22 protein-coding genes are annotated in these 24,225 nt (G+C 41.3%); 9 read left to right on the top strand and 13 right to left on the bottom strand.

Features of this window, described 5'->3' with window-relative positions; translation table 11 throughout:
* Positions 1-342 precede the first annotated feature (342 nt).
* Both WAA15_RS14100 and cysS read left to right on the top strand, forming a co-directional pair.
* Positions 343-1,338 (top strand): CobW family GTP-binding protein, encoded by a 996-nt coding sequence (locus WAA15_RS14100; RefSeq protein ID WP_337043423.1) that lies wholly within the window; start codon positions 343-345, stop codon positions 1,336-1,338.
* A 229-nt stretch (positions 1,339-1,567) separates the two neighbouring features.
* A complete protein-coding gene (gene cysS, locus WAA15_RS14095) occupies positions 1,568-3,148 on the top strand; it encodes a cysteine--tRNA ligase (RefSeq protein WP_337043422.1) in 1,581 nt (526 codons plus the stop codon).
* 75 nt (positions 3,149-3,223) lie between these two features.
* On the opposite strand, the gene pruA is transcribed toward cysS, so the two are convergent.
* The 4 genes from pruA to WAA15_RS14075 form a co-directional block, all read right to left on the bottom strand.
* Positions 3,224-4,855: an L-glutamate gamma-semialdehyde dehydrogenase gene (pruA, locus tag WAA15_RS14090; protein WP_337043421.1), complete on the bottom strand. Its 1,632-nt coding sequence runs from the start codon at positions 4,853-4,855 to the stop codon at positions 3,224-3,226.
* Positions 4,856-5,048: 193 nt separating this feature from the next.
* Entirely contained in the window at positions 5,049-6,350 is a 1,302-nt protein-coding gene (locus WAA15_RS14085; RefSeq protein WP_337043420.1) for a TolC family protein, read from the bottom strand.
* Between the two features lie 56 nt (positions 6,351-6,406).
* Complete coding sequence (locus WAA15_RS14080) at positions 6,407-8,005, bottom strand: DHA2 family efflux MFS transporter permease subunit (protein ID WP_337043419.1); 1,599 nt, start codon at positions 8,003-8,005, stop codon at positions 6,407-6,409.
* 34 nt (positions 8,006-8,039) lie between these two features.
* Positions 8,040-9,083 (bottom strand): HlyD family secretion protein, encoded by a 1,044-nt coding sequence (locus WAA15_RS14075; RefSeq protein ID WP_337043418.1) that lies wholly within the window; start codon positions 9,081-9,083, stop codon positions 8,040-8,042.
* A gap of 212 nt (positions 9,084-9,295) precedes the next feature.
* On the opposite strand from WAA15_RS14075, the gene WAA15_RS14070 reads away from it, so the two are divergent.
* The 3 genes from WAA15_RS14070 to WAA15_RS14060 all read left to right on the top strand — a co-directional run bounded on the left by WAA15_RS14070 (position 9,296) and on the right by WAA15_RS14060 (position 11,658).
* On the top strand, positions 9,296-9,856 hold the full coding sequence (locus WAA15_RS14070) for a MarR family winged helix-turn-helix transcriptional regulator (protein ID WP_337043417.1): 561 nt from the start codon (positions 9,296-9,298) through the stop codon (positions 9,854-9,856).
* 95 nt (positions 9,857-9,951) lie between these two features.
* Positions 9,952-10,815 (top strand): alpha/beta hydrolase, encoded by an 864-nt coding sequence (locus tag WAA15_RS14065; protein ID WP_337043416.1) that lies wholly within the window; start codon positions 9,952-9,954, stop codon positions 10,813-10,815.
* 24 nt (positions 10,816-10,839) lie between these two features.
* On the top strand, positions 10,840-11,658 hold the full coding sequence (locus WAA15_RS14060) for an alpha/beta hydrolase (RefSeq protein ID WP_337043415.1): 819 nt from the start codon (positions 10,840-10,842) through the stop codon (positions 11,656-11,658).
* Here WAA15_RS14060 and mraY read toward each other — a convergent pair whose 3' ends face one another.
* The gene (gene mraY / locus WAA15_RS14055) at positions 11,659-12,879 is read right to left on the bottom strand and encodes a phospho-N-acetylmuramoyl-pentapeptide-transferase (protein WP_337043414.1); all 1,221 of its coding nucleotides are present in this window, start codon (positions 12,877-12,879) and stop codon (positions 11,659-11,661) included.
* Between the two features lie 533 nt (positions 12,880-13,412).
* On the opposite strand from mraY, the gene WAA15_RS14050 reads away from it, so the two are divergent.
* The 3 genes from WAA15_RS14050 to nadD all read left to right on the top strand — a co-directional run bounded on the left by WAA15_RS14050 (position 13,413) and on the right by nadD (position 16,034).
* Positions 13,413-14,123, top strand: a complete 711-nt coding sequence (locus WAA15_RS14050) for a GntR family transcriptional regulator (protein WP_337043413.1) — start codon at positions 13,413-13,415, stop codon at positions 14,121-14,123.
* Between the two features lie 95 nt (positions 14,124-14,218).
* Positions 14,219-15,364, top strand: coding sequence for a Gfo/Idh/MocA family protein (locus WAA15_RS14045; RefSeq protein ID WP_337043412.1), 1,146 nt, complete (start codon positions 14,219-14,221; stop codon positions 15,362-15,364).
* 97 nt (positions 15,365-15,461) lie between these two features.
* Positions 15,462-16,034 carry a nicotinate (nicotinamide) nucleotide adenylyltransferase gene (gene nadD / locus WAA15_RS14040; RefSeq protein WP_337043411.1) on the top strand — a complete coding sequence of 191 codons (573 nt, stop codon included), beginning with the start codon at positions 15,462-15,464 and terminating at the stop codon, positions 16,032-16,034.
* 7 nt (positions 16,035-16,041) lie between these two features.
* Here the strand turns inward: nadD and WAA15_RS14035 are convergent, their stop codons facing one another.
* The 5 genes from WAA15_RS14035 to WAA15_RS14015 all read right to left on the bottom strand — a co-directional run bounded on the left by WAA15_RS14035 (position 16,042) and on the right by WAA15_RS14015 (position 19,979).
* Entirely contained in the window at positions 16,042-16,941 is a 900-nt protein-coding gene (locus WAA15_RS14035; RefSeq protein ID WP_337043410.1) for an SDR family oxidoreductase, read from the bottom strand.
* A 28-nt stretch (positions 16,942-16,969) separates the two neighbouring features.
* Positions 16,970-17,671: a peptidylprolyl isomerase gene (locus WAA15_RS14030; protein WP_337043409.1), complete on the bottom strand. Its 702-nt coding sequence runs from the start codon at positions 17,669-17,671 to the stop codon at positions 16,970-16,972.
* Positions 17,672-17,718: 47 nt separating this feature from the next.
* On the bottom strand, positions 17,719-18,105 hold the full coding sequence (locus tag WAA15_RS14025) for a VOC family protein (protein ID WP_337043408.1): 387 nt from the start codon (positions 18,103-18,105) through the stop codon (positions 17,719-17,721).
* 27 nt (positions 18,106-18,132) lie between these two features.
* Entirely contained in the window at positions 18,133-18,669 is a 537-nt protein-coding gene (gene idi, locus WAA15_RS14020; protein WP_337043407.1) for an isopentenyl-diphosphate Delta-isomerase, read from the bottom strand.
* Between the two features lie 89 nt (positions 18,670-18,758).
* On the bottom strand, positions 18,759-19,979 hold the full coding sequence (locus WAA15_RS14015) for a peroxiredoxin family protein (RefSeq protein ID WP_337043406.1): 1,221 nt from the start codon (positions 19,977-19,979) through the stop codon (positions 18,759-18,761).
* Between the two features lie 339 nt (positions 19,980-20,318).
* On the opposite strand from WAA15_RS14015, the gene hemA reads away from it, so the two are divergent.
* A complete protein-coding gene (gene hemA, locus WAA15_RS14010) occupies positions 20,319-21,575 on the top strand; it encodes a glutamyl-tRNA reductase (RefSeq protein WP_337043405.1) in 1,257 nt (418 codons plus the stop codon).
* 75 nt (positions 21,576-21,650) lie between these two features.
* Here the strand turns inward: hemA and WAA15_RS14005 are convergent, their stop codons facing one another.
* From WAA15_RS14005 to WAA15_RS13995, 3 genes are read right to left on the bottom strand one after another with little or no spacing between them, the layout of a single operon-like run.
* Complete coding sequence (locus WAA15_RS14005; RefSeq protein WP_337043404.1) at positions 21,651-22,358, bottom strand: hypothetical protein; 708 nt, start codon at positions 22,356-22,358, stop codon at positions 21,651-21,653.
* Positions 22,359-22,393: 35 nt separating this feature from the next.
* Entirely contained in the window at positions 22,394-23,236 is an 843-nt protein-coding gene (locus WAA15_RS14000; RefSeq protein WP_337043403.1) for an MBL fold metallo-hydrolase, read from the bottom strand.
* A gap of 5 nt (positions 23,237-23,241) precedes the next feature.
* Positions 23,242-24,159 (bottom strand): serine hydrolase, encoded by a 918-nt coding sequence (locus WAA15_RS13995; RefSeq protein WP_337043402.1) that lies wholly within the window; start codon positions 24,157-24,159, stop codon positions 23,242-23,244.
* Between the last annotated feature and the right edge of the window lie 66 nt (positions 24,160-24,225).

Below are 24,225 nucleotides of genomic sequence, written 5' to 3'. Positions count from 1 at the left end.
AAAGGTACGGCACTTTTTTGCCTTTGTCAAGACCCCTCTCAAAAGTTTTTTTAGCCCACCAACCTACTCCTCTTATTTACAGCTATTTACAAGTTATACCAAACAAAACGTTTATATTATTTCTTGGTTTTGTTATATGTATTTCTGTTTATAATTAGCAAAAGAAGCAATACCTATAAAAATTATCCTAATCGGAATGTTCATTTTATAGCCCGCTACCACTATTTAAACATACATTCGGGGCAAGCCTAAACTTTATAAACTTAATCGGTGTTATTTCTGTCATTGCTATATATATAATATAGTAACACAGAGGTTAACCTGTCCATTTAAAGATTTTACATGAAAATACCCGTTAATCTGATTACTGGTTTTTTAGGCGTAGGTAAAACTACCGCCCTTAAACACCTATTAGCAAGCAAACCACCAGAGGAGCGGTGGGCTATTATTATTAATGAGTTCGGTGCTGTTTCGATTGACCACGCCGCTATTGAAGAAAAAGATGGCCTCACAATCCGTGAGGTGGCGGGTGGTTGCATCTGCTGCACAGCTAATGTACCTATGCAATTTACGCTTACTACCATTTTGCGTCAGCAAAAGCCCGACCGCATTCTGATTGAACCTACTGGCATGGGGCATCCTGAAAACATTCTGGATTTGCTTCGTAACAAGTTTATGAAAGATATACTTGAGGTAAAGGCTACCGTTTGTCTGGTTGACCCACGCCGCTGGGCTGCTATTGATTTTAAAGCGCACGAAACTTTTCAAGACCAGATTAATCTGGCCGATGTACTTGTAGCCAACAAAACCGACCTTGCGGGCAACGACCTTACACAGCAGTTTTTGTCATGGGCAAAAGAGTTATACCCTCCGAAGTTATTAATAGAACAGGTAACCGATGGCAAACTTGATTTCAACTGGCTTAACATTGACCCTTTTCCTGAACGCAAAGCGCAGTTTGCCCCACATAGCCACCACGAGCATACCCATGCACATGAAGAAGAATTACCATTACCAGAGGTGGGTAAGCCTGTAAAAAAAGAAAGCCACGGCTTGGGTGTATATGGCTGCGGCTGGATTTTTTCGCCCGATGAGTTCTTTAACCTTCCTAAACTTCGTCAGTTTTTTAGTACCTTGCAGGGAGTCGAGCGAGCTAAGGGGGTTTTCAGAACAGGTAAAGACTGGGTAATGATTAATGCCGCCGACGGTGAGTTTACAGTGCAATATATTGCTTACCGCCGCGACAGCCGTATTGAATTAATTGCGCCAAAAAAGCTAGATTGGGCATTGTTTGAAAACAAACTCAAAAAATGCTTGCTTGAAGTGCCGGTTTCTTAAATAGCTGTACCTTATTCTATAATTATTGTCATAATGTATTAGGGCATCAGTACAAAGTTTTATTATTATGCAACATCATGTTTTGATTTGTGTACTTTGTGGCTATTCTATTAGCATACCTATTTATATATAATACAAGAAATTAGCTTTAAATTTGCATGGGCCTTTATAGATAAGCCTACGGCAAACAACGTTATAAAAACAGAACATAAGATATTGAACAACCTATATGCAGCAGAACCTGAAAATCTATAATACAATCTCACGCCAGAAAGAAGAATTTAAAGCACTCAACCCACCTTATGTTGGTATGTACGTGTGTGGGCCAACAGTTTATAATTATGTTCATCTGGGGAATGTCCGCACGTTTCTCACTTTTGATGTGCTATACCGCTACCTTACCGAAATTGGGTATAAAGTTCGTTATGTCAGAAATATTACCGATGTAGGGCATCTTGTGGGTGACGGCGACGAAGGCGAAGACAAAATCGGGAAAATGGCTAAGCTGGAAAAACTCGAGCCAATGGAAATTGTACAACGTTATACCAACGATTTCCATAAGGTGCTCGACCAGTTTAATTTTCTGCCGCCAAGTATTGAACCAACCGCCACAGGCCATCTTGTCGAACAGATTGAAGCCGTAAAAACCTTAATCGATAAAGGGTTGGCTTATGAATCGAACGGTTCGGTCTATTTCGATATTAATCAATATAATAGAGAAGGAAACGATTACGGTAAGTTATCGGGCAGAATTCTGGAAGACTTACTGAATGAAACCCGTGAACTGGACGGGCAGTCAGAAAAGCGAAACCCGCTTGATTTTGCCATCTGGAAAAACGCAAGCCCCGAACACATTATGCAATGGAAGTCGCCATGGGGAATGGGGTTTCCGGGGTGGCATCTGGAATGTACTTGTATGAGTACAAAGTATCTGGGTAAACAATTTGATATTCATGGCGGTGGTATGGACTTGAAGTTCCCGCACCATGAGTGTGAAATTGCACAAGGCGTTGGCATTACCGGAACAGAGCCTGTTCGCTACTGGATGCACTCGAATATGCTAACCGTAAACGGGCAGAAGATGTCAAAATCATTAGGTAACTCTTTTTTACCTGCCGAACTATTTGCCGGAAACCACCCTTTGCTTGACCAAGCATATAGCCCCATGACGGTTCGTTTCTTCATGCTTCAGTCGCAATACCGTAGTACCCTCGATTTCTCGAACGACGCACTCCGTGCCGCACAAAAGGGGTATCGTCGCCTAATTAATGGGTTGCGGATTGTAAAAACTTTAACATTTGACATGAATGTTAAAGCTGCCGATAAAATTCCGAGTGAGCTTATTGACGATACACAAGCAACAAAAGCATCACAAGCCGAGGAGGCAACTATTGTAACAACGATAGCCATTGACGAAAAGAAAAAACTGGACATCGAAAAAACCATACAGGCTTTTTATGAAGCCATGAACGACGACCTCAACACCGCCGTAGCCATTGCTCAGTTATTTAACCTGCTGAAATATGTGAACATGATTTACATGAACCAGCTTGACCCACGGGCTTTAGGCGAAGACACATTTAATGCCTTGAAAGAGAAATTTGTGGTATTTATAGAAAAAATTCTAGGTCTGAAAGAAGAGACGTCAACCCAGAGTGAGGGTATCCTGAACGGATTGTTGTCTTTATACAAAGAGTACAAATCAAGCCAGAGATACGATAAGGTAGACGAAATCAGAACTTATTTCAAATCGAACGGTATGACTATCAAAGACATGAAACACCGTATTGATTGGGCTTGGGAAGAGTAGTTTTACTCGGTATCTTCTATAAAAAAAAGGTAGCATTTTGAAGTGCTACCTTTTTTGTTGCTATGAGTTTGAGGTTTATTCTTCTTCCAGAAACGGATATTTGTAATCTGTTGGCGACACAAAAGTTTCCTTGATTGTACGGGCTTGTACCCAGCGGAACAAGTTCAGCACAGACCCCGCTTTATCGTTAGTACCCGACGCGCGCGCGCCACCAAATGGCTGCTGCCCCACTACTGCACCCGTTGGTTTATCGTTTATATAGAAATTTCCGGCGGCATCTACCAGTTTTTTGGTAGCCAAATCAATTGCGTAACGGTCTTTAGCAAAAATGGCCCCTGTTAAGGCATACGGCGACGTACCGTTTACTAGTTCAAGTGTTTGCTCGAAATCGGCAGGCTCATACACATAGATAGTCAGTACAGGTCCAAAGATTTCTTCGCACATGGTTACATAGCTTGGGTCGGTCGTTAACAAGACCGTCGGCTCAATAAAGTATCCCTTCGATTTATCGTAATTTCCACCCGCCAGTACAGTTACTTTGTCGCTCTTTTTCGCATTATCAATATAGGTAGCAATCTTATCAAATGCGCGTTCGTCAATAACAGCATTTACAAAATTAGAGAAGTCTTCTGTTCCGCCTATTTTTATTTCTTTTAAACCGGACACTAGCAGGTTCTTTGTTTCTTCCCAGATGGTAGAAGGAATATAGGCGCGTGATGCCGCCGAACATTTTTGCCCCTGATACTCAAAAGCTCCACGAATCAGACCCGTTGCCAGTGCTTTGGCATCGGCCGATTCATGTGCCAGCACAAAATCTTTTCCGCCAGTTTCACCTACAATACGCGGGTACGACTTATATAAATGAATGTTTTCTCCGATAGTTTTCCAGATAGTCTGAAACACTTTCGTGCTACCCGTAAAGTGAATACCCGCAAAATCAGGATTTTTAAAGATAATGTCTCCTGCCACGGGGCCGTCTACATAAATCAGGTTAATAACACCATCGGGTAAACCCGCCTCACGAAACACCTCCATAATAACCTGAGCCGAGTAAATTTGGGTATAAGCTGGTTTCCAGACAGTTACGTTGCCCATCATGGCTACGCACGAAGGGAGGTTTCCGGCAATAGCTGTAAAGTTGAATGGTGTCAGCGCAAAAACGAAGCCCTCAAGTGGCCTGTACTCTAACCTGTTCCATAAGCCACGCACCGATTGGGGTTGCCCTGTATAGATTTGCTCCATGAAAGCGACATTGAACCGCAGGAAGTCGATTAGCTCACAAGCTGAATCAATTTCTGCCTGATAGGCATTCTTCGACTGCCCAAGCATGGTAGCGGCGTTTATTTTTGCGCGGTAAGGCCCTGCCAGTAAATCGGCTGCTTTCAGAAAAATGCTTGCGCGTTGTTCCCACGAGAGTGATGCCCAAGCCGGACGCGCCGCCAAAGCTGCCTGAATAGCTTTTTCTACATGAGATGCATCACCTTCGCTAGCATAACCCAGAATATGCTGGTGGTCGTGCGGGGGAGAAAGTTTGATTTTATTATCTGTATAGACTTGCTCACTACCAATATACATAGGTATTTCTATTACTTTTGAGCGAGCCTCTGCAATGGCTTTTTTTAATGCTATTTTTTCCGGCGAACCTTTACCGTAGTTCAAAACGGGTTCGTTAGTTGGTACAGGAACCTTAAAGAGCGTGTTGTTCATGAGTGATGAAGAAGATTTTTTGTCAAAATTAGAGGAAATTTTACATTTATCGGTACAAATCTCCTGTCTATTCTTAAGCCTTTATTGCTATAACACTTTTCTTGGGCTTTGGGTTTGATTGCACCCTGATAAAAACAAAACCCATCAGAACTTTTACGCTCCGATGGGCTGCTAAAGGATTCAATTTTTGCTTTTACAACTTTACACCCGACAATCGGCTGATTTCCAGCTTTGCCAGCAATATCTGGTAGTCATACTGCAACAGGCTGAATCTGGCATCTTCGAGCGCAGTTTCAGATGTCTGAATCTCCAAAGGTGTGCTTACACCACCCGCCAAACGGGTTTTTGCCAGTTTTAACCCATATTCGGCTTGGTATACGTTACGCTCGGCCAGAGTTCTTTTCTGTGTGGCTATCTGTATATCATTAAAGGCGTTTTCAATATCGCGGTTTATCTGGGTTTTTTGTGCTTCTGTATTTTGCTTGGCAGCATCCAGGTTAATTCTGGCTATTTGTGTATTATAATATCCTCTCTTGCCTGTATAAATAGGAATACTCAGTTTTACACCCAGTAAAGTATTAAAACGCCAAGCATCAATATTAGGCTGATACCCGTTCTTAATACCCACGGCTCCGTTGGCCGATAACTGAGGCAAGCTACTCATTGAAGATATTTTTACTTCTTGTGCCAGCGCACTTTCGCGAGCAAACGAAGCCTTCAGGTCAAGGTTGTTAACGGTTGCTTCGGCAAAAGCTCCCTGTGCATTGGCATACGCATAATTAAATTGCAAGGCGGCATCGGCCGGAATCAGTTTACGGGCGTCTGAACCAATAAGCGAACTCAGAAAAATATATTGTTTCTCGAGTTGCCCTTGCAAATCTACCACTCTGATTTCGGCATTTTTGTAGCGCACCTGAGCCTGCACCAAGTCGTAGTCAAGTGCGTCGCCACTTTTGAGCCTGTCGCTGATAACCTTACCATTTTCTTCTACCAGTTTTACTTGTTCCTGTTGTACGGCAATGGCTTTTCGGAGGTAAATAATATTATAATATAATTGTGCTACCTGATACGCCAGCGTTTGTTTAAGGCTTTCGACACCCTCGCGTTGTTGCTGGATTTCTAGCAATGTTTTCTGTACATTAGCCTTGAAACGCCCCCAGTCATAAATCACATAAGAGGCATTTACGGCAGTATTATAATTATTATGTGGCTGAAACTGTAATTTTCCTTCAAAACCAGGAATCGGAATAACAGCTTCTGCAATAGGGTCAAGCCTTGTATAGCTTACCTCTCCGTTAATCTGCGGTTTCAGGCCGCTTTCTTGTACTTTTATGCGGTAGTCGCCAATAGCAAGCAATTGTTGCTGCTCTTTTACTCTGGGCGAATACTCCAATGCTTGTTTAACCAACGAACTGAGGGTTTCGTTAGTTGACTGTGCGAGGGCTATCTGGCTTATAAAGCAAAAGATAGCTATGGTTATTCTTTGGATTTTCATTAGTAGAAAATATTAATATTTTGTCGGAGCCTTTCAGGCTATAATAAAATCAGATTTTAATGTGCTTCGGCGGCGGCTTTGGCTGCTTCTGCGGCTTCGGCTGCACTTTTTTTCTTTGTTCGGAGTAAAAATACCAGAGGTAATACACACAAAAAGAAAATAGAAATAATACGGAAGGTATCCAGATACGCCAGATAATAGGCTTGCCGGTCGAGCAGTAGCTCCAGTTGCCTGTATGCCTGTGTAGTAGCTTGTACTACATCGCCCGAACGCGCCAGAAAAGACATTTTAATGGCGTTGAATCGCTCAATAAATAACGGGTTACTTGGCAGATAGTTACCTACGAGGTCAGACCTATGCTGTGCGTATTGTTGTGCTACATAGTTATTGGCTAAAGCAATACCAAAAGCCCCACCAAGCTGGCGAATCATGTTTGTAAGTGAAATACCCGCACCAAATTCATTCGGTTTTAAACCAGCCACCGAAGCATTAATTAAGGGTAGCTGAAGCAGTACTGTACCCAAACCACGCATTAACTGCATAGGGTAGAAATCCCACCGACCCATATCGGTTGTGGCGGTTCCGCTATAAAAACCGAAGAAAGCAAAGATAAGAATACCCGCTACTACAAAAGGAATTGGCGAAGCCCCCGACGACATCCGCCGCCCTAGAATAGGGAACATCGGCAAAATAGTTAGGGTCGGAAACAACAACGAAAGCCCCGTTTCATAGGGTGTAAAACCGTTGATACGTTGTACCAGTACCGGATACACAAACACCGAAGTAAACAAACCGAAACCCGATACCAGTACAAATATGCTCGAAAATGCAAAGTTTCGGTTCCCAAAAACTTTGAGATTTACTACCGGATGGTCGGTATTTAACTCTCTACTGATAAACCCGATAATACCCACAACAGCCACAAAAGTTACCAGTGTTATCTCTCTCGACTGAAACCAGTCTTTCGACTCCCCTTTTTCCAGTACATACTGTAAAGCACCAATACCAACCATTAACAGGGCTATACCCAGATAATCGATTTTGATTTTATCACGGTGTTTACCTTCATCGGCTTTCTTAGGTACATATAAAATTGTCAGGATAGTAGCCACAATACAAATAGGCACATTGATATAGAAAATATCTCCCCATGTATAATTATCAACAATGTACCCTCCGAGGGTTGGCCCTAAAGTTGGCCCTAAAACGATACCCATCCCGAAAAGCCCCGAGGCCATGCCTCTTTCTTTCCCCGGAAAGGCATCAAACAAAATAGACTGCGAGGTAGAAAGCAAGGCTCCACCGCCAATACCTTGTATAAATCGCCAGAATACCAGTTCCCACAGGCTCGTTGAGTTACCACAGAGGTAAGATGCAATCCCGAAAATTATCATCGATGCCAGATAATAGCGTTTACGGCCAAAATATTCAGCCAGAAAGCCCGTCATCGGAATAATAATTACATTGGCAATTGCATAAGATGTAATAACCCACGCAATATCTTCAATGGTGGCTCCTAACGAGCCAGCCATTTGGTTCAGTGCTACGTTTACTATCGTGGTGTCGAGCAATTCCATAACCGCGGCGGTTACAGTTGTGAGTACGATAATAAACCTTGAAGCACCTACCACGTTGTTTTCTGTTGTATTTTCCATGAAAACGTTCTGATGTAGAAATAGTCAATAGCTCTTATTTAATTTTCACCTCTACCTCAAGGCTCATGCCCGCGCGTAGTTTGTCGCGGTATTTTTCTATGCCATCAATGGCTATTTTTACAGGTATTTTCTGAGTAACTTTTACGAAGTTACCGCTGGCATTATCGGGTGGCAACAAGGCATATTTTGCTCCGGTAGCATCCGAGAAATCAACTATTTTTCCTTTAATATCAAGGTCAGGGTAGGCATCCAGTTTGATAGAGGCCTCCTGCCCGATAGCCAGACGTTTAATTTGTGTTTCCTTGAAATTGGCAACTACCCAGTATAACGAATCCTGCACGATAGTAGCCAAAGTCTGGCCCGGCTGAATATACTGCCCTGGTTCTACGCTTTTTCTGCCAATTTTTCCGTTTTCGGTTGCATATACTTTCGAGTAGGTCAGGCGTAGTTTCTGTTGGTCAATTTTTGCTTTTTGTACAGCCAATGCTGCTTCGGCTTTATGTAAATTACTATATAGCACATCCAGACGAGACTTGCTGGCTACTATATCCTGTTTCTGGCCTTCATATTGGGCATTAAGCACATCTAGGTTCGACTTGCTATCATCGGCTTGGCGTCTGGTAATGGCGTTGTCGGCATATAATTTGGCATCTCTTTCGGCATCTCTTTGCGCTTTCTCTTTACGCAAAACCGTTGCATTTATATTGGTTTCCGCAGCGTTAATAGTCATGTTCGTGTTTTTGATGTTGGCTTTTGCATTTTCAACATCGGTTAATAGCTGCTGATACACCGCTTCCATTTCCGACAGAGCCAATTGTTGCTCTTGGTCGTCGATATCAACTAGTAGTTGTCCTTTTTTTACCTGTTCAAAATCTTTCATGCCTACGCTGGTTACGTAGCCACCTACACGTGGCACTACCGGCACGGTATAGGTTTCTATCTGGGCGTTGTCGGTGGTTTCGTAGGCTAAATTATATTGGTAACGGCTGTAAGCGTAAATTCCTGCCCCTAACAGGATAACTGCCAGAATAATACGAGGAATGTAATTTTTAAATGATTTTTTTTGCGGAGTTTCCATTTTTCTATTGTAGGTAATTTAATTGCAATTTTAGCGTTTATTAAATAGTCAACTTAATTGACGATGCAAAGGTAAACCAAGTTTACTAAATTAGTCAAGCATATTGACTAATTTATTTTTTCTATTTAGTTTTGTATTAGAATAAGGAAACAGACAAATTTGTTATTTTTGCAATTCATTGATAATCAATGTATTGAATCTTAGTAAACACAATGAACGAAGACATATTAAGTGAAGTGGCTGTTTTTAAGGCCACAAAGGGAAGGCTTTTCGGCAAACTGCTGAGTAAAACGTATCGTTTTATGAGCGAAATAGCAAGTGAGTATCTGGAAGGCATCGGGTATAAAAATTTCAGAATTGGCCATGCAGTAGCCCTGTTGCACATTGATTTGGAAGGAACCAACATTAACAATCTTTCCAGCAGAGCTTGTGTAACCAAGCAAGCCATGAGCAAACTAATAAAAGAATTACAAACAGAAGGCTATGTAACAGTAGAAAAAGACCATACAGACGCACGCGCGTTAATTGTAAGGCACTCGCCTAAAGGTATACAAGCATTAGTCGATTGGAAAAGATGCATGGAGTATGTTAATGAAAAATTTAAAGAAATATTAGGCACTAACAAGCTGGAAATGTTAAGAGATATATTGTATGAACTGGTTGACCACTATGAAGCATCTACGCAATATAACAAAACCAACGACCTGAAACACGCCCTTTTAAGAAAAGACTCGCTAGTGCTTACGCCTGACATATTCCATAAAAAAAGGTAAATCTTACACATCAATTTTCTGATAATTCATAAAAACTACGTATGTTAGTAGTTGAATAAAGATACCTGACTAATAGACCGCTGCACAGGCAGCCTATGCAATTTAATGGTGTACTCATGACAGCTACGCAGATTCTCATACTGGTAATTATTATTTATATAGTTATCTGTATTGTGGCCTATAAGGTTCAGGAGTATTTTATTTTCAAGCCTGAAAAACTCTCACAGGATTTTGAGTTCCGCTATGACGACCACTTCGAAGAGTTATTCTTTGAAATGCCCGACGGCGCAAGAATCAATGGCTTGTTGTTTTATGATATAGGCGAAACCACCCGCGGGCTGGTTATTTATTTTCATGGCAATACCCGAAGTATTAAAGGATGGGCTAAATATGCCAAAGATTTTATTTCGCACGATTACGACGTACTGATGATTGACTATCGGGGGTTTGGGAAAAGCACTGGCAAGCGCGACGAAGACAAAATGTATGAAGATTCGCAGGTGGTTTACAACCAAATGCTGGCAAAAGGCTATCAGGAAAACCATATCGTGATTTACGGCCGCTCGTTAGGGTCGGGGTTTGCCTGCAAGCTGGCCTCCCGTAATCATCCGAAAACCCTTATTCTTGATGCCCCTTATTACAGTTTTTCGCATCTTACCAGTCGATTTTTGCCATTTCTTCCCGTTTCCATGATTCTCCGGTTTTCTATCCGTACTGATACATACATTAAATATGTCAGATGCCCCATTTATATTATTCATGGCACAAAAGATTTCCTGATTCCGTTTCGGTCGAGCGTAAAACTGGCGAATCTGGCCCCGCAGCACACACGGCTAGTACCTATTTACGGCGGCGGGCATAATAACTTGCCTTCGTTTCCAGAATATCACAAGCATCTGGAAGATATTTTATTAGATAGATTTGATTTAATTTTTGACAAACAATTCCGAATAGAATAGTTTTGTGTTTTTAAAAAACGAGTGATGCAAACAAAGTATATTTCATTGATTAAGAAAATCCTGACCATTGCCCTGACTGCCTACGTTGTTGTTTTCGGTTTAGCCGTACTTTTTCAACGTTTTATTCTTTTACACCCCGACAAACTAGAGAAAGACTATCAGTTTAAATTTGATAATGCCACCGAGTTTTACGTTACTCCTGCACCAAATGTAAACCTGAACGCCCTTATGTTTACAAGCCGTGATACCCTCACCAAGGGTGTGGTAATGTATCTGCATGGCAACTCAAGGAATATAAGTGTCTGGGGAAAATACGCCGAAGAATTTACCAGACGTGGCTATGACGTAATTATGTATGATTACCGTGGATTCGGTAAAAGTAATGGTCGGCTCGACGAAGCCAATCTGCTGAACGATGCCCAAATGGTTTTGAAAGACATTTCAAGAAGGTATGGTATTAAACGAGTAATTGTATACGGCCGCTCGCTGGGTACAGGGGTTGCTACTAAACTAGCAATGGATAACGAAGTAAAGATGCTCATACTTGAAGCCCCCTATTATTGTATACCCGATGTTGCCTGGAGCCACCTGCCACTGTTTCCGTACAGGAAAGTATCTGAGTTTAATATTCCTACGTATGAATGGATAACAAAGGTAAAATGCCCGATTTATATGTTTCATGGAACGGCCGACCAGATTGTGCCTTATGACCATAGTTTGCAGCTACTGGAGGTATTAAAGAAAAAACCCGATGGAATCCTGACTACCTTGCCGGAGGGACGCCATCGGGGCTTAGATAAATTCAAAGAATATCAGTCAAAAATGGATGAAATCCTGAAATAATTATCGGAGTTTCAGCGTAACCAGACACGCCACTGCCAGCACAATGCCTACAATGAGGAAACGGGTTACTATTTTTGATTCATGGTAACCTTTTTTCTGGAAATGGTGGTGAAGTGGCGACATCAGAAAGAGACGGTTCTTCTGCGCATATTCAAGTCCGCGCCGTTTTTTCTGGTATTTAAAATAACTTACCTGCATAATAACAGAGAGACTTTCAACCAGAAATATACCACACATAACGGGTATCAGTAACTCTTTGCGCAACGCTAAAGCCAAAACAGCGATAACACTTCCCAGCATTAAACTGCCCGTATCGCCCATAAAAACCTGTGCCGGATAAGCATTATACCATAAAAACCCGATACAAGCCCCCACAAAAGCCGAACAGAATATTACTACCTCGCCCGAGTTCGGAATCATCATGATACTCAGGTACTGCGAGAAAACCTTATTTCCTGATAAATATGCGAAAATAGCCAGTGTAAGGCCGATAATAGCCGAGGTACCCGCAGCAAGGCCATCGATACCATCGGTAATATTAGCTCCGTTTGATACGGCCGTGATAATAAAAATCACAATTAGTACATACGGAATCCATGCCAGACTCTCAGGCAGAAAGCTACCCAGCATCTGGTAGTCTATTTCATTATTCTTAAAGAAAGGCACAGTAGTTGTAAGCGAGTGCATATCGGTATACTTCTGTATTTCGCCTACTGCCGTACTAATCTTAGCCTTATCATATACCCTAATTTTTACATAATCGTTAAAATAGAGGGTTAGCCCCACAATTAAACCTAAACCCACCTGCCCTACTATTTTAAAGCGGCCTTTTAAGCCTTCCTTATCTTTCTTGAAAACCTTGATATAATCATCGGCAAAGCCAATACCACACGTCCAGAGCGCAGCAATAATCAGCAATACGATATAAACGTTGTCGAGGCGTGCAAACAACAAAACCGGAATCAACAACGAGGCCAGAATAATAAACCCACCCATTGTAGGCGTTCCTTTTTTCTGCATCTGCCCGTCTAGCCCTAAATCACGGATAGTTTCACCAATCTGAAGTTTTCTCAGATAGTTAATAAGCCTGATACCAAAAATGGCAGCAATTAAAAGTGAGCATACGATGGCTCCCATGGCACGGAAGGTAATGTACTGAAACACCCCCGCCCCCGGGAAATTGAAGGTTTTGTCAAGGTAAGAAAACAAATAATAAAGCATAGGACATTTGATTTTAGGAAAGTGCAACAAAGATAGTTTTTTTTGAAGTTTTCAGAAAAAAAACCATATTTTTTTGCTCGTTTTGATAAAAAAGTATGCAAACAGCTATTTTCCTTACTCATTCATGTTTCAATAAAGACAGCATACATCAGGTAAAATTTTAAAAAAATCTAATACTTTTTTGACCAATACATGGTTCTATCTTAGCATGCTTAAAAAAAACTTTCTAAATATTTGTCTATACAACGTTTTTTAGCTTTTTTTGTATGGTATTCTTAGGCAAGAGCATAATAATTTATAAATATATAAGTTAAAGACTTCTCTGATGAAGTTCTAAAGAATTTGAGTTCCCCGTCTACGGGGTATTCATCATAGGTTAAAGTATTTTCGTCTTGGAAAGGCATTCGGGAATCCTGAGTGCCTTTTTTGATAAATTAGTAAGAATGTTATAAAAATAATTGCATTAGCCAAATGCTTGTTATTCTTTTGCATTCTTTTAAACCCTGTATTCCTTATAGTTTAAGGGTAATAACATGAAAATACCGCTTTATCGCCAGATTCAGGCTCATTTAAAAGAAAAAATCACCTCAGGCCAATATGCCGAAGGTAGTTTACTTCCTTCTGAGAATGACCTTTGTGTTGAATTTAATGCTACCCGCATGACCGTCAGGCAGGCATTAAACGAGTTGGTGCAAGAAGGGTACATTACACGCCAGCATGGCAAAGGCAGTATTGTTTCGGCCATTCGTAAGTCGTTGGGGTTACTTTCATTAAAAGGCTGGACCGAAGTTGTAAGTGCCAGCGACCGCCACGGCACCACCAGTATTCTGGAAGGACCAATATTACACACCATCACAGAACCAATTTTTAAACATTTACTTCATCAGGAGTTTCATACAGAATTTGTATTTTTGAAGCGTCTCCGGTTTGTAGAAGAATTTCCGGTAATGCTTGAAGAAACGTATATTCCAAACGAAAATCTTTCAGGCTTAACCGACCAACCGCTAATTGATGGCTCGTTGTTCCGTACACTTTTTATGCGTTACCAGATTGATGTAAACAGTATGCAACAAGAGGTGCGGGCTATTACTGCCACCAAAGAAATAGCAAGTTTATTGAAAACCAGAGCAAAAGCACCTATCCTGCAAATTTTGCGGCGATACGGCACCTCAAAAGAAGGTTTTTATTTGTACAGCCTTATTTATTGTAATACTGAAAAATACGCCATAAGTAGTTTTAATTAATAATACCGTGCTACGGTCGCCCCCAATCCCTGAAGGGGGCATGTATTCTTAACCAAAATTAATTCCCCATCAGGGAGCAGGGGTCTTACTCGACTATGAAAAAAATTAAAGTTGCCGTTGTCGGAACGGGTTTTATCGGGCCAGCTCATATTGAAGCCCTACGCCGTTTACCAAATGTAGAAGTAGCTGCTCTTTGCGAAGCCAACATCGAATTGGCTACCGACAAAGCAGCCAGCCTGGGTATCGAACGGGCTTATATTTTTGAGGACTTATTAAAGCAGGAGGACATCGAGTGTATCCATATCTGTACGCCTAACTTCTTGCACTATTCTCAGTCAAAAGCTGCTTTGCTTGCAGGCAAACACGTAGTATGTGAAAAACCACTAGCTACCAAAATTGAAGAAGCCGAAGAACTAGTAAAAATCGCTGCCGAATCTGGTCTGGTTAATGCCGTACACTTTAATCTGAGATATTATCCGCTGGTACGCCAGATGAAAACCATGCGCGAAAAAGGCGATTTGGGCGAAATATACTCAATTCTGGGTTCATACCTGCAAGATTGGCTTTTCTATCAGACAGACTACAACTGGCGTCTGGAGCCTGACAAATCGGGCGACTCAAGAGCAATTGCCGACATTGGTTCTCACTTGCTTGACGTAACAGAATACATTACAGGTTTGAAAATTACAGAAGTAATGGCCGATTTCTCGACGGTTCATAAAACCCGTCTGAAACCTTTGAAAGCCATTGAAACTTATTCGGGCAAAATGTTGCAGGCATCTGATTATCAGGAAGTACCTATCAACACCGAAGACCACGCCAACGTATTGCTACGTTTCGATAACGGCAACAAAGGGAGCGTAACTGTAAGTCAGGTTTCGGCTGGCCGTAAAAACCGTTTGAACATCGAGATTTCTGGTTCTAAAGCCAATTTTGAATGGTGTTCTGAAAAACCAAACGAAATGTGGATTGGAAAACGCGATGGTGCAAATCAGGTATTAATGAAAGACCCTTCGTTGTTTTACCGTGAGGCACAAAGCCTTATCAGTTTCCCGGGCGGGCATAACGAGGGCTTCCCTGATACCTCAAAACAATTGTTTAAAGAGGTTTACGCGGCTGTTGCTGAAGGCAAACAACCCGAAAACCCAACATACCCGACTTTTGCAGATGGTTTGCGTGAACTGATTATTTGCGAAAGAATCATTGAAAGCCACCGCAAACAGGCTTGGGTGAAAATATAATTTCCTTACTATATCGATTCAAAAGGCGGTTATTCTGGGTTCGGAATAACCGCCTTCTTTTATATTTGTGCTTTGTAAGCATTTTAACACGCACGTAATGAAAATTGGTTTGTTTTTTGGCTCGTTTAACCCCATTCATGTTGGCCACCTGATTATTGCCAACACAATGGCATATACTACCGATTTGGAACAGGTATGGTTTGTGGTGTCGCCGCAGAATCCGTTCAAAAAAAATAAAGGGCTTTTACACGAGTTTGACCGCCTCACGATGGTCGAGAAAGCTATTTCAGATAATTACCGGCTCAAGGCCAGCGATATTGAGTTTTCGATGCCTAAACCGAGCTATACGATTGATACACTGGCGAAGTTATCAGAGCGGTATCCGGCGCATGAGTTCAAGCTTATTATGGGTGAAGATAATCTGGTACAGTTTGAAAACTGGAAGAATTATGATAAAATTCTGGAATATTACGAACTATATGTGTACCCACGGCCCAATACGCCGTCGCATCAATTCAGTAATCACCCCAAAGTGAAGTTTATTGAGGCTCCCCTGCTCGATATATCTGCTACTTTTATCAGAAACGCTATCAAAGCAGGGAAACCTATTCGTTATATGGTGAGCGATGTAGTTGAAGAATACATTCGCTGGAAGAAATTTTACCTTTAGGAAAGGGCTATTTTATTTGCTCTGCCAGTATGGCAATGCCTTCTGTAAAACTTACAGGCTCATAACCGAGTATCTCTTTTGCTTTCGACAAATCGAAGCCCGTTCTGGGTGGTCGCTTGGCTGGCTGTGTAAAGGTTGTTGAGTCTGCCTGAGCAATTAACGATTTATCAAGGTTAAAGAAATCGGCGGTCATGATAGCCATTTCGTAAGGTGTCAGAAAATCTTTTCCTGAAATATTAAAGATTCCTTCTGCTTCTTTCTCGGCAATGAGGTAACAGCCTTTGGCTAAATCTTCGGCTAGTGTAGGGGTTCGCCACTGGTCGGTTACTACTTTTATATTTTTGCCTTCTTCCAACGATTTCTTAACCCACAAAATAATATTTGTTCGGCTCATGTCGTGCGCTATGCCATATACGAGAACCGTACGGGCAATAGCCCAACGAATATTACTATGTATTACCAGTTTTTCGGCGGCGTATTTGCTCCAGCCATAAAAACTGATAGGGTTAGCCTCGGCATCTTCTTTATAAGGCCCGTTTTTGCCATCAAAAATAAAGTCGGTTGATACATGTAACAGGAAACAATTATTAGCTGCCGAAGCCTCTATCAGATACTCTACGGCACTTACATTTTGTTTCCAGCAATCGTCTTTGGCACTTTCACACATATCTACGTTGGTCATGGCAGCAGTATTAATAATTACCTCAGGTTTTACCTGTGCTATTACTGCCAGTACTTCTTCCTTGTTGGTTATGTCCATCCGTACATACTCATAGCCATCTTTAAAAGGCAAACGGTTATCGCCTCTTGCCGTTGCTATTACTTGGTTTTCAGTAGTATTTATTAGTAATTCTACCAATTTTTGCCCAAGTAATCCGTTTGAACCTGTAATAAGAATCTTTTTCATGTGTCTGCGCCTATAATATTACAATTGTTTATTGATACTTATACCCGAACTGCTTCGTGATTTTCTTCTTCTTTACTTTCTTTATGGTCATGGTCATTTTTACGTCCTGCAAGGGGCGATCGGCTTCATCACGAGCTTGTTTGGCTATGGTGTCAATTACATTCAGGTTATCAATTACCTGACCAAAAACAGTATAGCTATTATCCAGTCGAGGCGTGCCACCAATACCAATGTAGTCGGCGCGTTGGTCGTTGGTATATTCCATTTTGTTACGGCTGGCAATGGTTTTCAGTTCATCGTCGGTAACTTTTTTACCTTGCACAATATAAAACTGGCATGCGCTTGATTTTTTCTCAGGGTTATTGTCCCGAGCAGCGGCTAATGCCCCTTTTTTGTGAACGTGCGCAGGGGTAAATTCATACGGAATGCGCTCCATATCGGTACCGCCGCTCCCAAGTTTATCGCCGGTTTTGGCATTTTTGGAAGTTGGGTCTCCACCCTGAATCATGAATCCATCAATAATACGGTGAAACAACAACCCATTATAAAACTTTTTACTAACCAGCTTTATAAAATTGGCTTTGTGCAGGGGGGTGTCATCAAACAAAACCATGTGCATGGTTCCGTAGTTGGTTTTTAAGGTAATAAGGTAGTCTTTTTTTGATTTCTTTTGAGCGACAGCTAAAGAAGTAATAAGCAAAAAACTAAATACGAGTAGGTTTTTTTTCATGCTTTTTATTATATTTTAGCACAAAAATACAATAATTATCGAAAGCATTAAATATTTTTTGGCGGTTCCCAGAGTTCTATTTTATTTCCTTCGGGGTCGAGTATCCACCCGAACTTACCGTATTCAGTATCTTCTGCCCTATCAACAATCTGTACGCCCTCTTCTTGCAAAAGCCTGAGTAGTTCATCGAGGTTTTCAACCTGATAATTCAGCATGAAATCTTTTTTGCTTGGTTCAAAATAAGTAGAATCTTTCTTGAATGGACTCCATGAGGTATACGTTATGTCGTCAGGATTTTCTTTCCTTCTCCATTCAAATATACCACCCCACGGCTCCGACTCAATTCCTAAATGTGTTTTATACCAGTTTCGTAGCGCCTCGTTATCTTCCGATTTAAAGAACACGCCACCAAGACCAATTACTCGCTTTTCCATTGGGTTATTATTCAGTAAATGTTAGCATTATGATAATACTGCCACGAAATCCTGTAAGACATCACTTTCAAGGATTTTTCTGAACCAGAAGGTATAATTTTCCGGCTTTTGCTTTACTTCTTCCATAATTTCAGGGATACTTACCCATTTATACGCAAGAACTTCCGCCGGATTCACCTCAAAAGGTTCGTTGTATAAGCCTGTAAAAACGTGGTCTATTTCGTTTTCGGTCAGTTGATTATCAAAGGTAACTTTATAATGGAACTTATACAAGAAATCTAAATCACAAGTAAAGCCCATTTCTTCTCCCAAGCGGCGTTTGGCCGCTGTTTTTATTTCTTCACCCGCATTAGGATGCCCGCAACAGGTGTTTGTCCAGAGACCTCCTGAATGATACTTGTCAAAAACCCGCTGATGAATCAGCAATTCGTTGTTATCATTAAAAATCAGAACCGAAAAAGCCCTGTGCAATAATGCCTGCTGATGCACCCATAATTTACCCCCGCTTCCTGTTTCTTCGTCGGCTTCATTTACTAGTATAATTTCTGTTGTATCAATACTCATGGTTCAAGTAGTTGCTTATATTTCAAGAACACCATAGCACTCAAAATTGTTTATAATAATTTTGAGTGCTATGGTTCCTCCAAAACCTGTTATGGCTTTTCTGCCAGTAGTTTATCAATCAGACGATTAAAATCGCTCACGAACTCATCGTAATAATGACCTGTGCCGGGGCCTGAAAAGCCCGTATGGATTTCGCGCACTTGCCCCTTTTTATCAATAAAAATAGTAGTCGGGAAACCAATTACACGGTTAAGCATCGGTAGGGTCTTAGAGGCCTCGTCTTTATTGTTGGTTCCGGCCAGTAACACTTCGTAGTCCATACCGAAACGCTCTTTCATACGCTTGATTTTCGGAAATGCAAAGGTGGTATCAGCACTTTTCTCGTACGATAACCCAATGATTTCAACGCCACGGTCTTTATTTTTCTTGTACCACGGAGCCAGAAAACGGCTTTCGTCCATACAATTTGGGCACCATGAACCCAAAATCTGAATTACTACAACCTTGCCTTTATAGGTGGTATCGTTTAACGATATTTTCTTGTTTTCGGTATTCGGGAACGAGAAATCAACGGTTGTATAGCCTTTTTTGAGGTAAGTCAGTTTGGTTACATCGGGCAACTGGGCGTTGTCATCTTTGATGGCTGCCCAAGACTCAAAGCCTGTTGGAGCCGACCAGAAACCGCCACTCATTTTATCGCCCTCAATTCTGGCTTTAAACAGGTATGCGTGCGTGCCATCAAAGCAAGAAAGTTTGAGGCTATCGCCAATGATGTCTCCTGCCAGATAGCGGTAGTCTCCGGTGGTAGTCAGAAAACTACCCCGAACCTGCGAGCCAATGGTTTCAAAAACCCCTACCGACTGGGTTGAATCCTGTTTGTCGGCCGATAGAAACAATACACTATATTTTTTACTTACTGATACCTTCGGAGCATCCTTAACCGACGTAAAGCGGTGGTCTTTTCCAAATTCGGCATTAAAATCTGTTTGAATAAAAGTGAAGTCTGAGCGCATTTTTTTCCAATAGCCTTTCAAAGTACCGTTTCCTACTTTGGCTACAATTTCGGCATCAAAGATTTCCATCGGAATATGTAGCGAATCGTTTTTTACAAAGGCGTGGTCCATTTTTAGTTTTTCTTCTCCATTCAGAACCTGCACCGCATAGCCATTTTCTTCTTTCTGAATGTCCAGATTAAACGGTAATTCTCCGCCAGGGGTAGGAATAGTAGCCCGCCAGATACCAGTTTGCAGTTCGGGGGTTTGCTGGCAAGAAGCCAAAGCCACCAGCAATAACAAGAGTAGTTTTTTCATACGTTTTTCTTCGGATATTACCAGCAAATATAAAGATTAGGTTTCATTAGCCAATCAATTGCCCCCTACGAAATAGCCCGAAGATGCTGTTTTTTAAACTTTAATGTGTTCTTAATGAAGATTATCCGGTGTTTTTGAATTGTTTAAGCTGGTTTTACGTTATAATAGACCGACGGTTATTTACTAAATCTCCATTTGTATTTTTCCTAGTTGAAAAACACAGAAACACATCTTTAAGTTTAGAAACATTCTAAATTAGAAAAACTGACGAAAATCATAACATTTCATTACAATCATATTGTTTTCTGACTGTAAATTTGCAGGGAATTACTGAAAGACATGTACGGATATTTTAAAGCAATTTCAATTTCTCATAAGAAAGCATCTCTGCATATCAGAGAGCAAATTGCACTTAATGAAGAGGAATGCAAAAATTTGATGCTCAAAATACGCGAAACATTTGATGTTTCCGAAACCCTCGTTCTTTCTACCTGTAACCGTACCGAGATTTATTACTACTCGGAAAAAAACATTAGTGAAGATATTGTTCGTTTGCTAGCTAGCCTGAAAGTGCTTAACTCAAACGAAATTCTACCATATTTTGATTTTATCGACGACCACAGCGAAGCCGTTAATTATTTGTTTGAGGTAGCTGTGGGGCTTCAGTCACAGGTAGTAGGTGACCTGCAAATTCCGAATCAGGTAAAACACGCTTATCAATGGGCAGCCGATGTGCAAATGGCGGGGCCATTCCTGCACCGTTTGTTACATACTATTTTCTTTACTAATAAGCGTATTGTTCAGGAAACAGGTTTCAGAGATGGCGCGGCATCAACTTCTTATGCCACCGTTGAAGTGTTAGAGAGTTTCTTACCGATGCTTTCAAACCCTAAAATTCTGGTAGTAGGGCTGGGAGAAATAGGCGAAGATGTGTGCAGAACGCTGGCCGACAAAAATTATCAGAACATTACTATTACTAATCGCACACGCAGCAAAGCAGAAACACTGGCACAGGAGCTTGGCTTTATGGTTTCGGATTTCCAGACCGTAAATGAACAAATTCTTGAGGCCGACATTGTTATTTCTTCTGTGCGTGTAGAAGAACCTTTCATTACTAAAAACAGTCTTAAACATAAATCTCTTTCGGTTAAGTACCTGATTGACCTCTCGGTGCCTCGTAGCATTGCGCCTGATGTTGAAGAACTGGCAGGCGTTGTATCGTACGACCTTGACGAAATTCAGCTTCGTGCCAATGCGGCCCTCCAACGCCGTCTGGATGCTATCCCTGACGTAAAAAGAATAATTGGAGCAGCTATCGGAGAACTTAACAACTGGTCGCAGGAAATGATTGTTTCGCCAACTATTCAGAAACTGAAAAACGCGTTGGAGCAAATCAGAAAAGAAGAGATGGCCCGCTTTGTGAAAGACCTTTCGGCCGAAGAAGCAGAAAAAGTAGAGAAAATAACGGCTAGCATGATGCAGAAAGTTATTAAACTTCCTGTACTACAATTAAAAGCAGCCTGCAAACGTGGCGAAGCCGAAACGCTGATTGATGTATTGAACGATTTATTCAATCTTGAAAAACAAACAGTTTAATCAGACAACTGTTTCATAAAAAACAAAGCGTGTTGCCAAAAACAACACGCTTTGTTTTTTGTATAGGCTAGGTTATTATTGTTTTTTCCACCTGAAAACTTCTTTTCCGGCTTTTCCTATCAAGCCATCCTCAGCCCAGATGAATTCGTAAAAAACAATGTCATTGCCTTCAAATTTATAGCCATAGGTTTTTGAGTTGTCGGTCCCTTGTTTACCTAAATCTATTAAATCGATGTCTGTTTGTGTAGTTACGTAGTCTACCCACACATGGTATGAGTCCGCCGACTCCATACCTGTTAGTTCGTTGTTCGCTTTTAACTCAATGGGTTTCCCGTTGGTTGTATATTTACCTATCCAGAATTTTTGCTCTATAAAATCAATGCCTTCTACTCTTTTGAAAGCCGTATTACCAAGTGTCAGGGTATTATTCATGAGGCTTCCGGCAAATTCGGGCGTTGGTTTTTCTTCATAGGTATTAAATAGCTGAATGGAATCGCCCTGCTTGACAGCATAAGAAGAGCCCTCATGGAAATTCCAGACCATGTTTGCGGTATCGGCCGCTGCATTGAACGAAACCATGACGGTATCGGCATAGATTTTTGCTTTTAATGGCGATTTTGTTTCTTCTATTGTTTGCAGATAACGGGCATTTACCCAAACGCTATTACCTAAGCCTGTTGGGGCTGTTGCTTCGGGTACGCTGGTAGTTTCTGTCTGGGAAGAGGGTTTACTACAAGCAAAAATGACACTGCTTAAAGCTAAAACGACAACGAGTTTTTTCATTGATTTTTATAAATGAGTAATTAATCGGGTATTTATCAGATAATTTCGAGGCTTTCTCCCAACCTCATAACTTTATAAGGCGTTTTGTATTCTTCTGCTTTACGAACGAAGTTTTCGGGGTCTTCGGTATTAAAACCAAATAAATGATAATGGTGCGGAACGGTAAGTTTTGCCTCTATTGCTTTGCCGAGCTTTGCTGCTTCTTCAAAGTTCAGGTTTCCGGCTACTTTTCTTTCGGGCTTATTGCCATTAATTGGCAAAAATGCAACATCGACCTTAAATGGTTGCAGGGTTTCTACAATACCCTCATACCAAAGAGTATCTCCTGAGTGATATACTTTATAAGGCCCAAATTCGGCTATGAAACCCATATATTTTAATTTTCCGGCTTCGTCTCGTTCGAGCGTATTATGGGCTGCTGGCACTCCATACAAGCGAAAAGGCCCTATGGTTACATTTTCGTTATCGTTCAGGCCAATCGGGAAATCAGGCCTGCATTTTAGTCTTTCGGCTACAAAAAGCCTGTTCGCTTCTGGAATGACCAATTTAATAGCTGGGTTATTGGCTAATATAGGCAATAGGGTTTCGGCATCCAGATGGTCGGTATGGTTATGTGACGATGTTACCACCTCAATTACAGGCAGTGCCTGTGGCTGTATAACCAATTCGCTTATTCGGGTATGTGGTTTGTCTGTATGGGCATATTTTTTTGTGAGAGAATCTGACAGGTAAGGGTCAAACAATAAGTGTTTACCCTGATACTGAATCAGAAAGCCACTCTGCCCAAGCCACCAAACCCTGAACCCTTCGGTTACAGCCATAGTACTTTCAATATCGGTCAGCAGTTGCTGGTCTTTCTGATAGGCTTGAATCAACATAGTATCTACAATTTTTCGTATCCTTCTACTGGGTTCCATTTTGATTTAGGCTCATAATAATGCCAGAGTAAAGCCCCTACCTTACGCAACAGCTCGTAGCCTTCGTTGTTTCTGTTCCACGATTCGTCTTTCTGGTTTTTTGTAATTACGCTATATACATACTCACCGTTTGGTGCATGAACCAGCGCGGTTTCTGAGCGTGAGCGATTCACTGCTCCATTTTTGGTAGCTACTTTTATGTTTTCAGGCAACTGCGAAAGCCCTTCTTTGTCCCAATACTGGCGGCACAAATTACGGTACATTCTGTCTGAATAAGCTGCCGAAATAATTTTACCCTGCCTTAGCATGGTTAATAAGGTAGCCATCTCGCGGGGGGAGGTTTGCCCCCAGCCATATTTACTCCGGTTGGCTTCACGGCCCGGCGTTCTTGAATTTACACGTGTTACCTCAAAACCCAGCGAATCAAGTATGGCGTTGATTCTTTTGCCACCCCCTGCCAGTGCCTGTAACCATAAACTTCCGGTATTATCACTTACAGTACACATAAGCATCATGACCTCGCTCAAAGGTATTTTGGTACTATCTTTTAAAGACCCCACAATGCCGTCGTCATAATGCAGCGAATCTCGATAAACCAGTTCCTGCTCATATTGCAACGCACCCGTTCTGATTTTATCGAAAGTACCAACCATGATAGGTATTTTAATCATACTAGCCGTAGGAAAAACCGTGTCAGCATTAATGGCAGCAAACTTATTGGTTTTAAGGTTATGCACAAAAATGCCTACATCTCCATTAAAATCTTTAATGAGGGCTTGTAGTTGCGCTTTTAATTTCAGGTCTTCTTTTAGTGCCTGCGAAAAAGTAAGAAACGGATTAGCTATAATACACAGAAGGCCGATGAAGCAGATTGTTTTTTTCATAGTGGCATAGTAAAGCCACGAATATAGGAAATTTTCCGTGGCTTTAGCTATAAAGTGTGCGGATAA

This window comes from Emticicia sp. 17c (assembly GCF_037153985.1).
GTDB lineage: Bacteria > Bacteroidota > Bacteroidia > Cytophagales > Spirosomataceae > Emticicia.
Note: the sequence above shows the minus strand (reverse complement) of the source record. Positions and strands in the feature narration are given on the sequence as shown.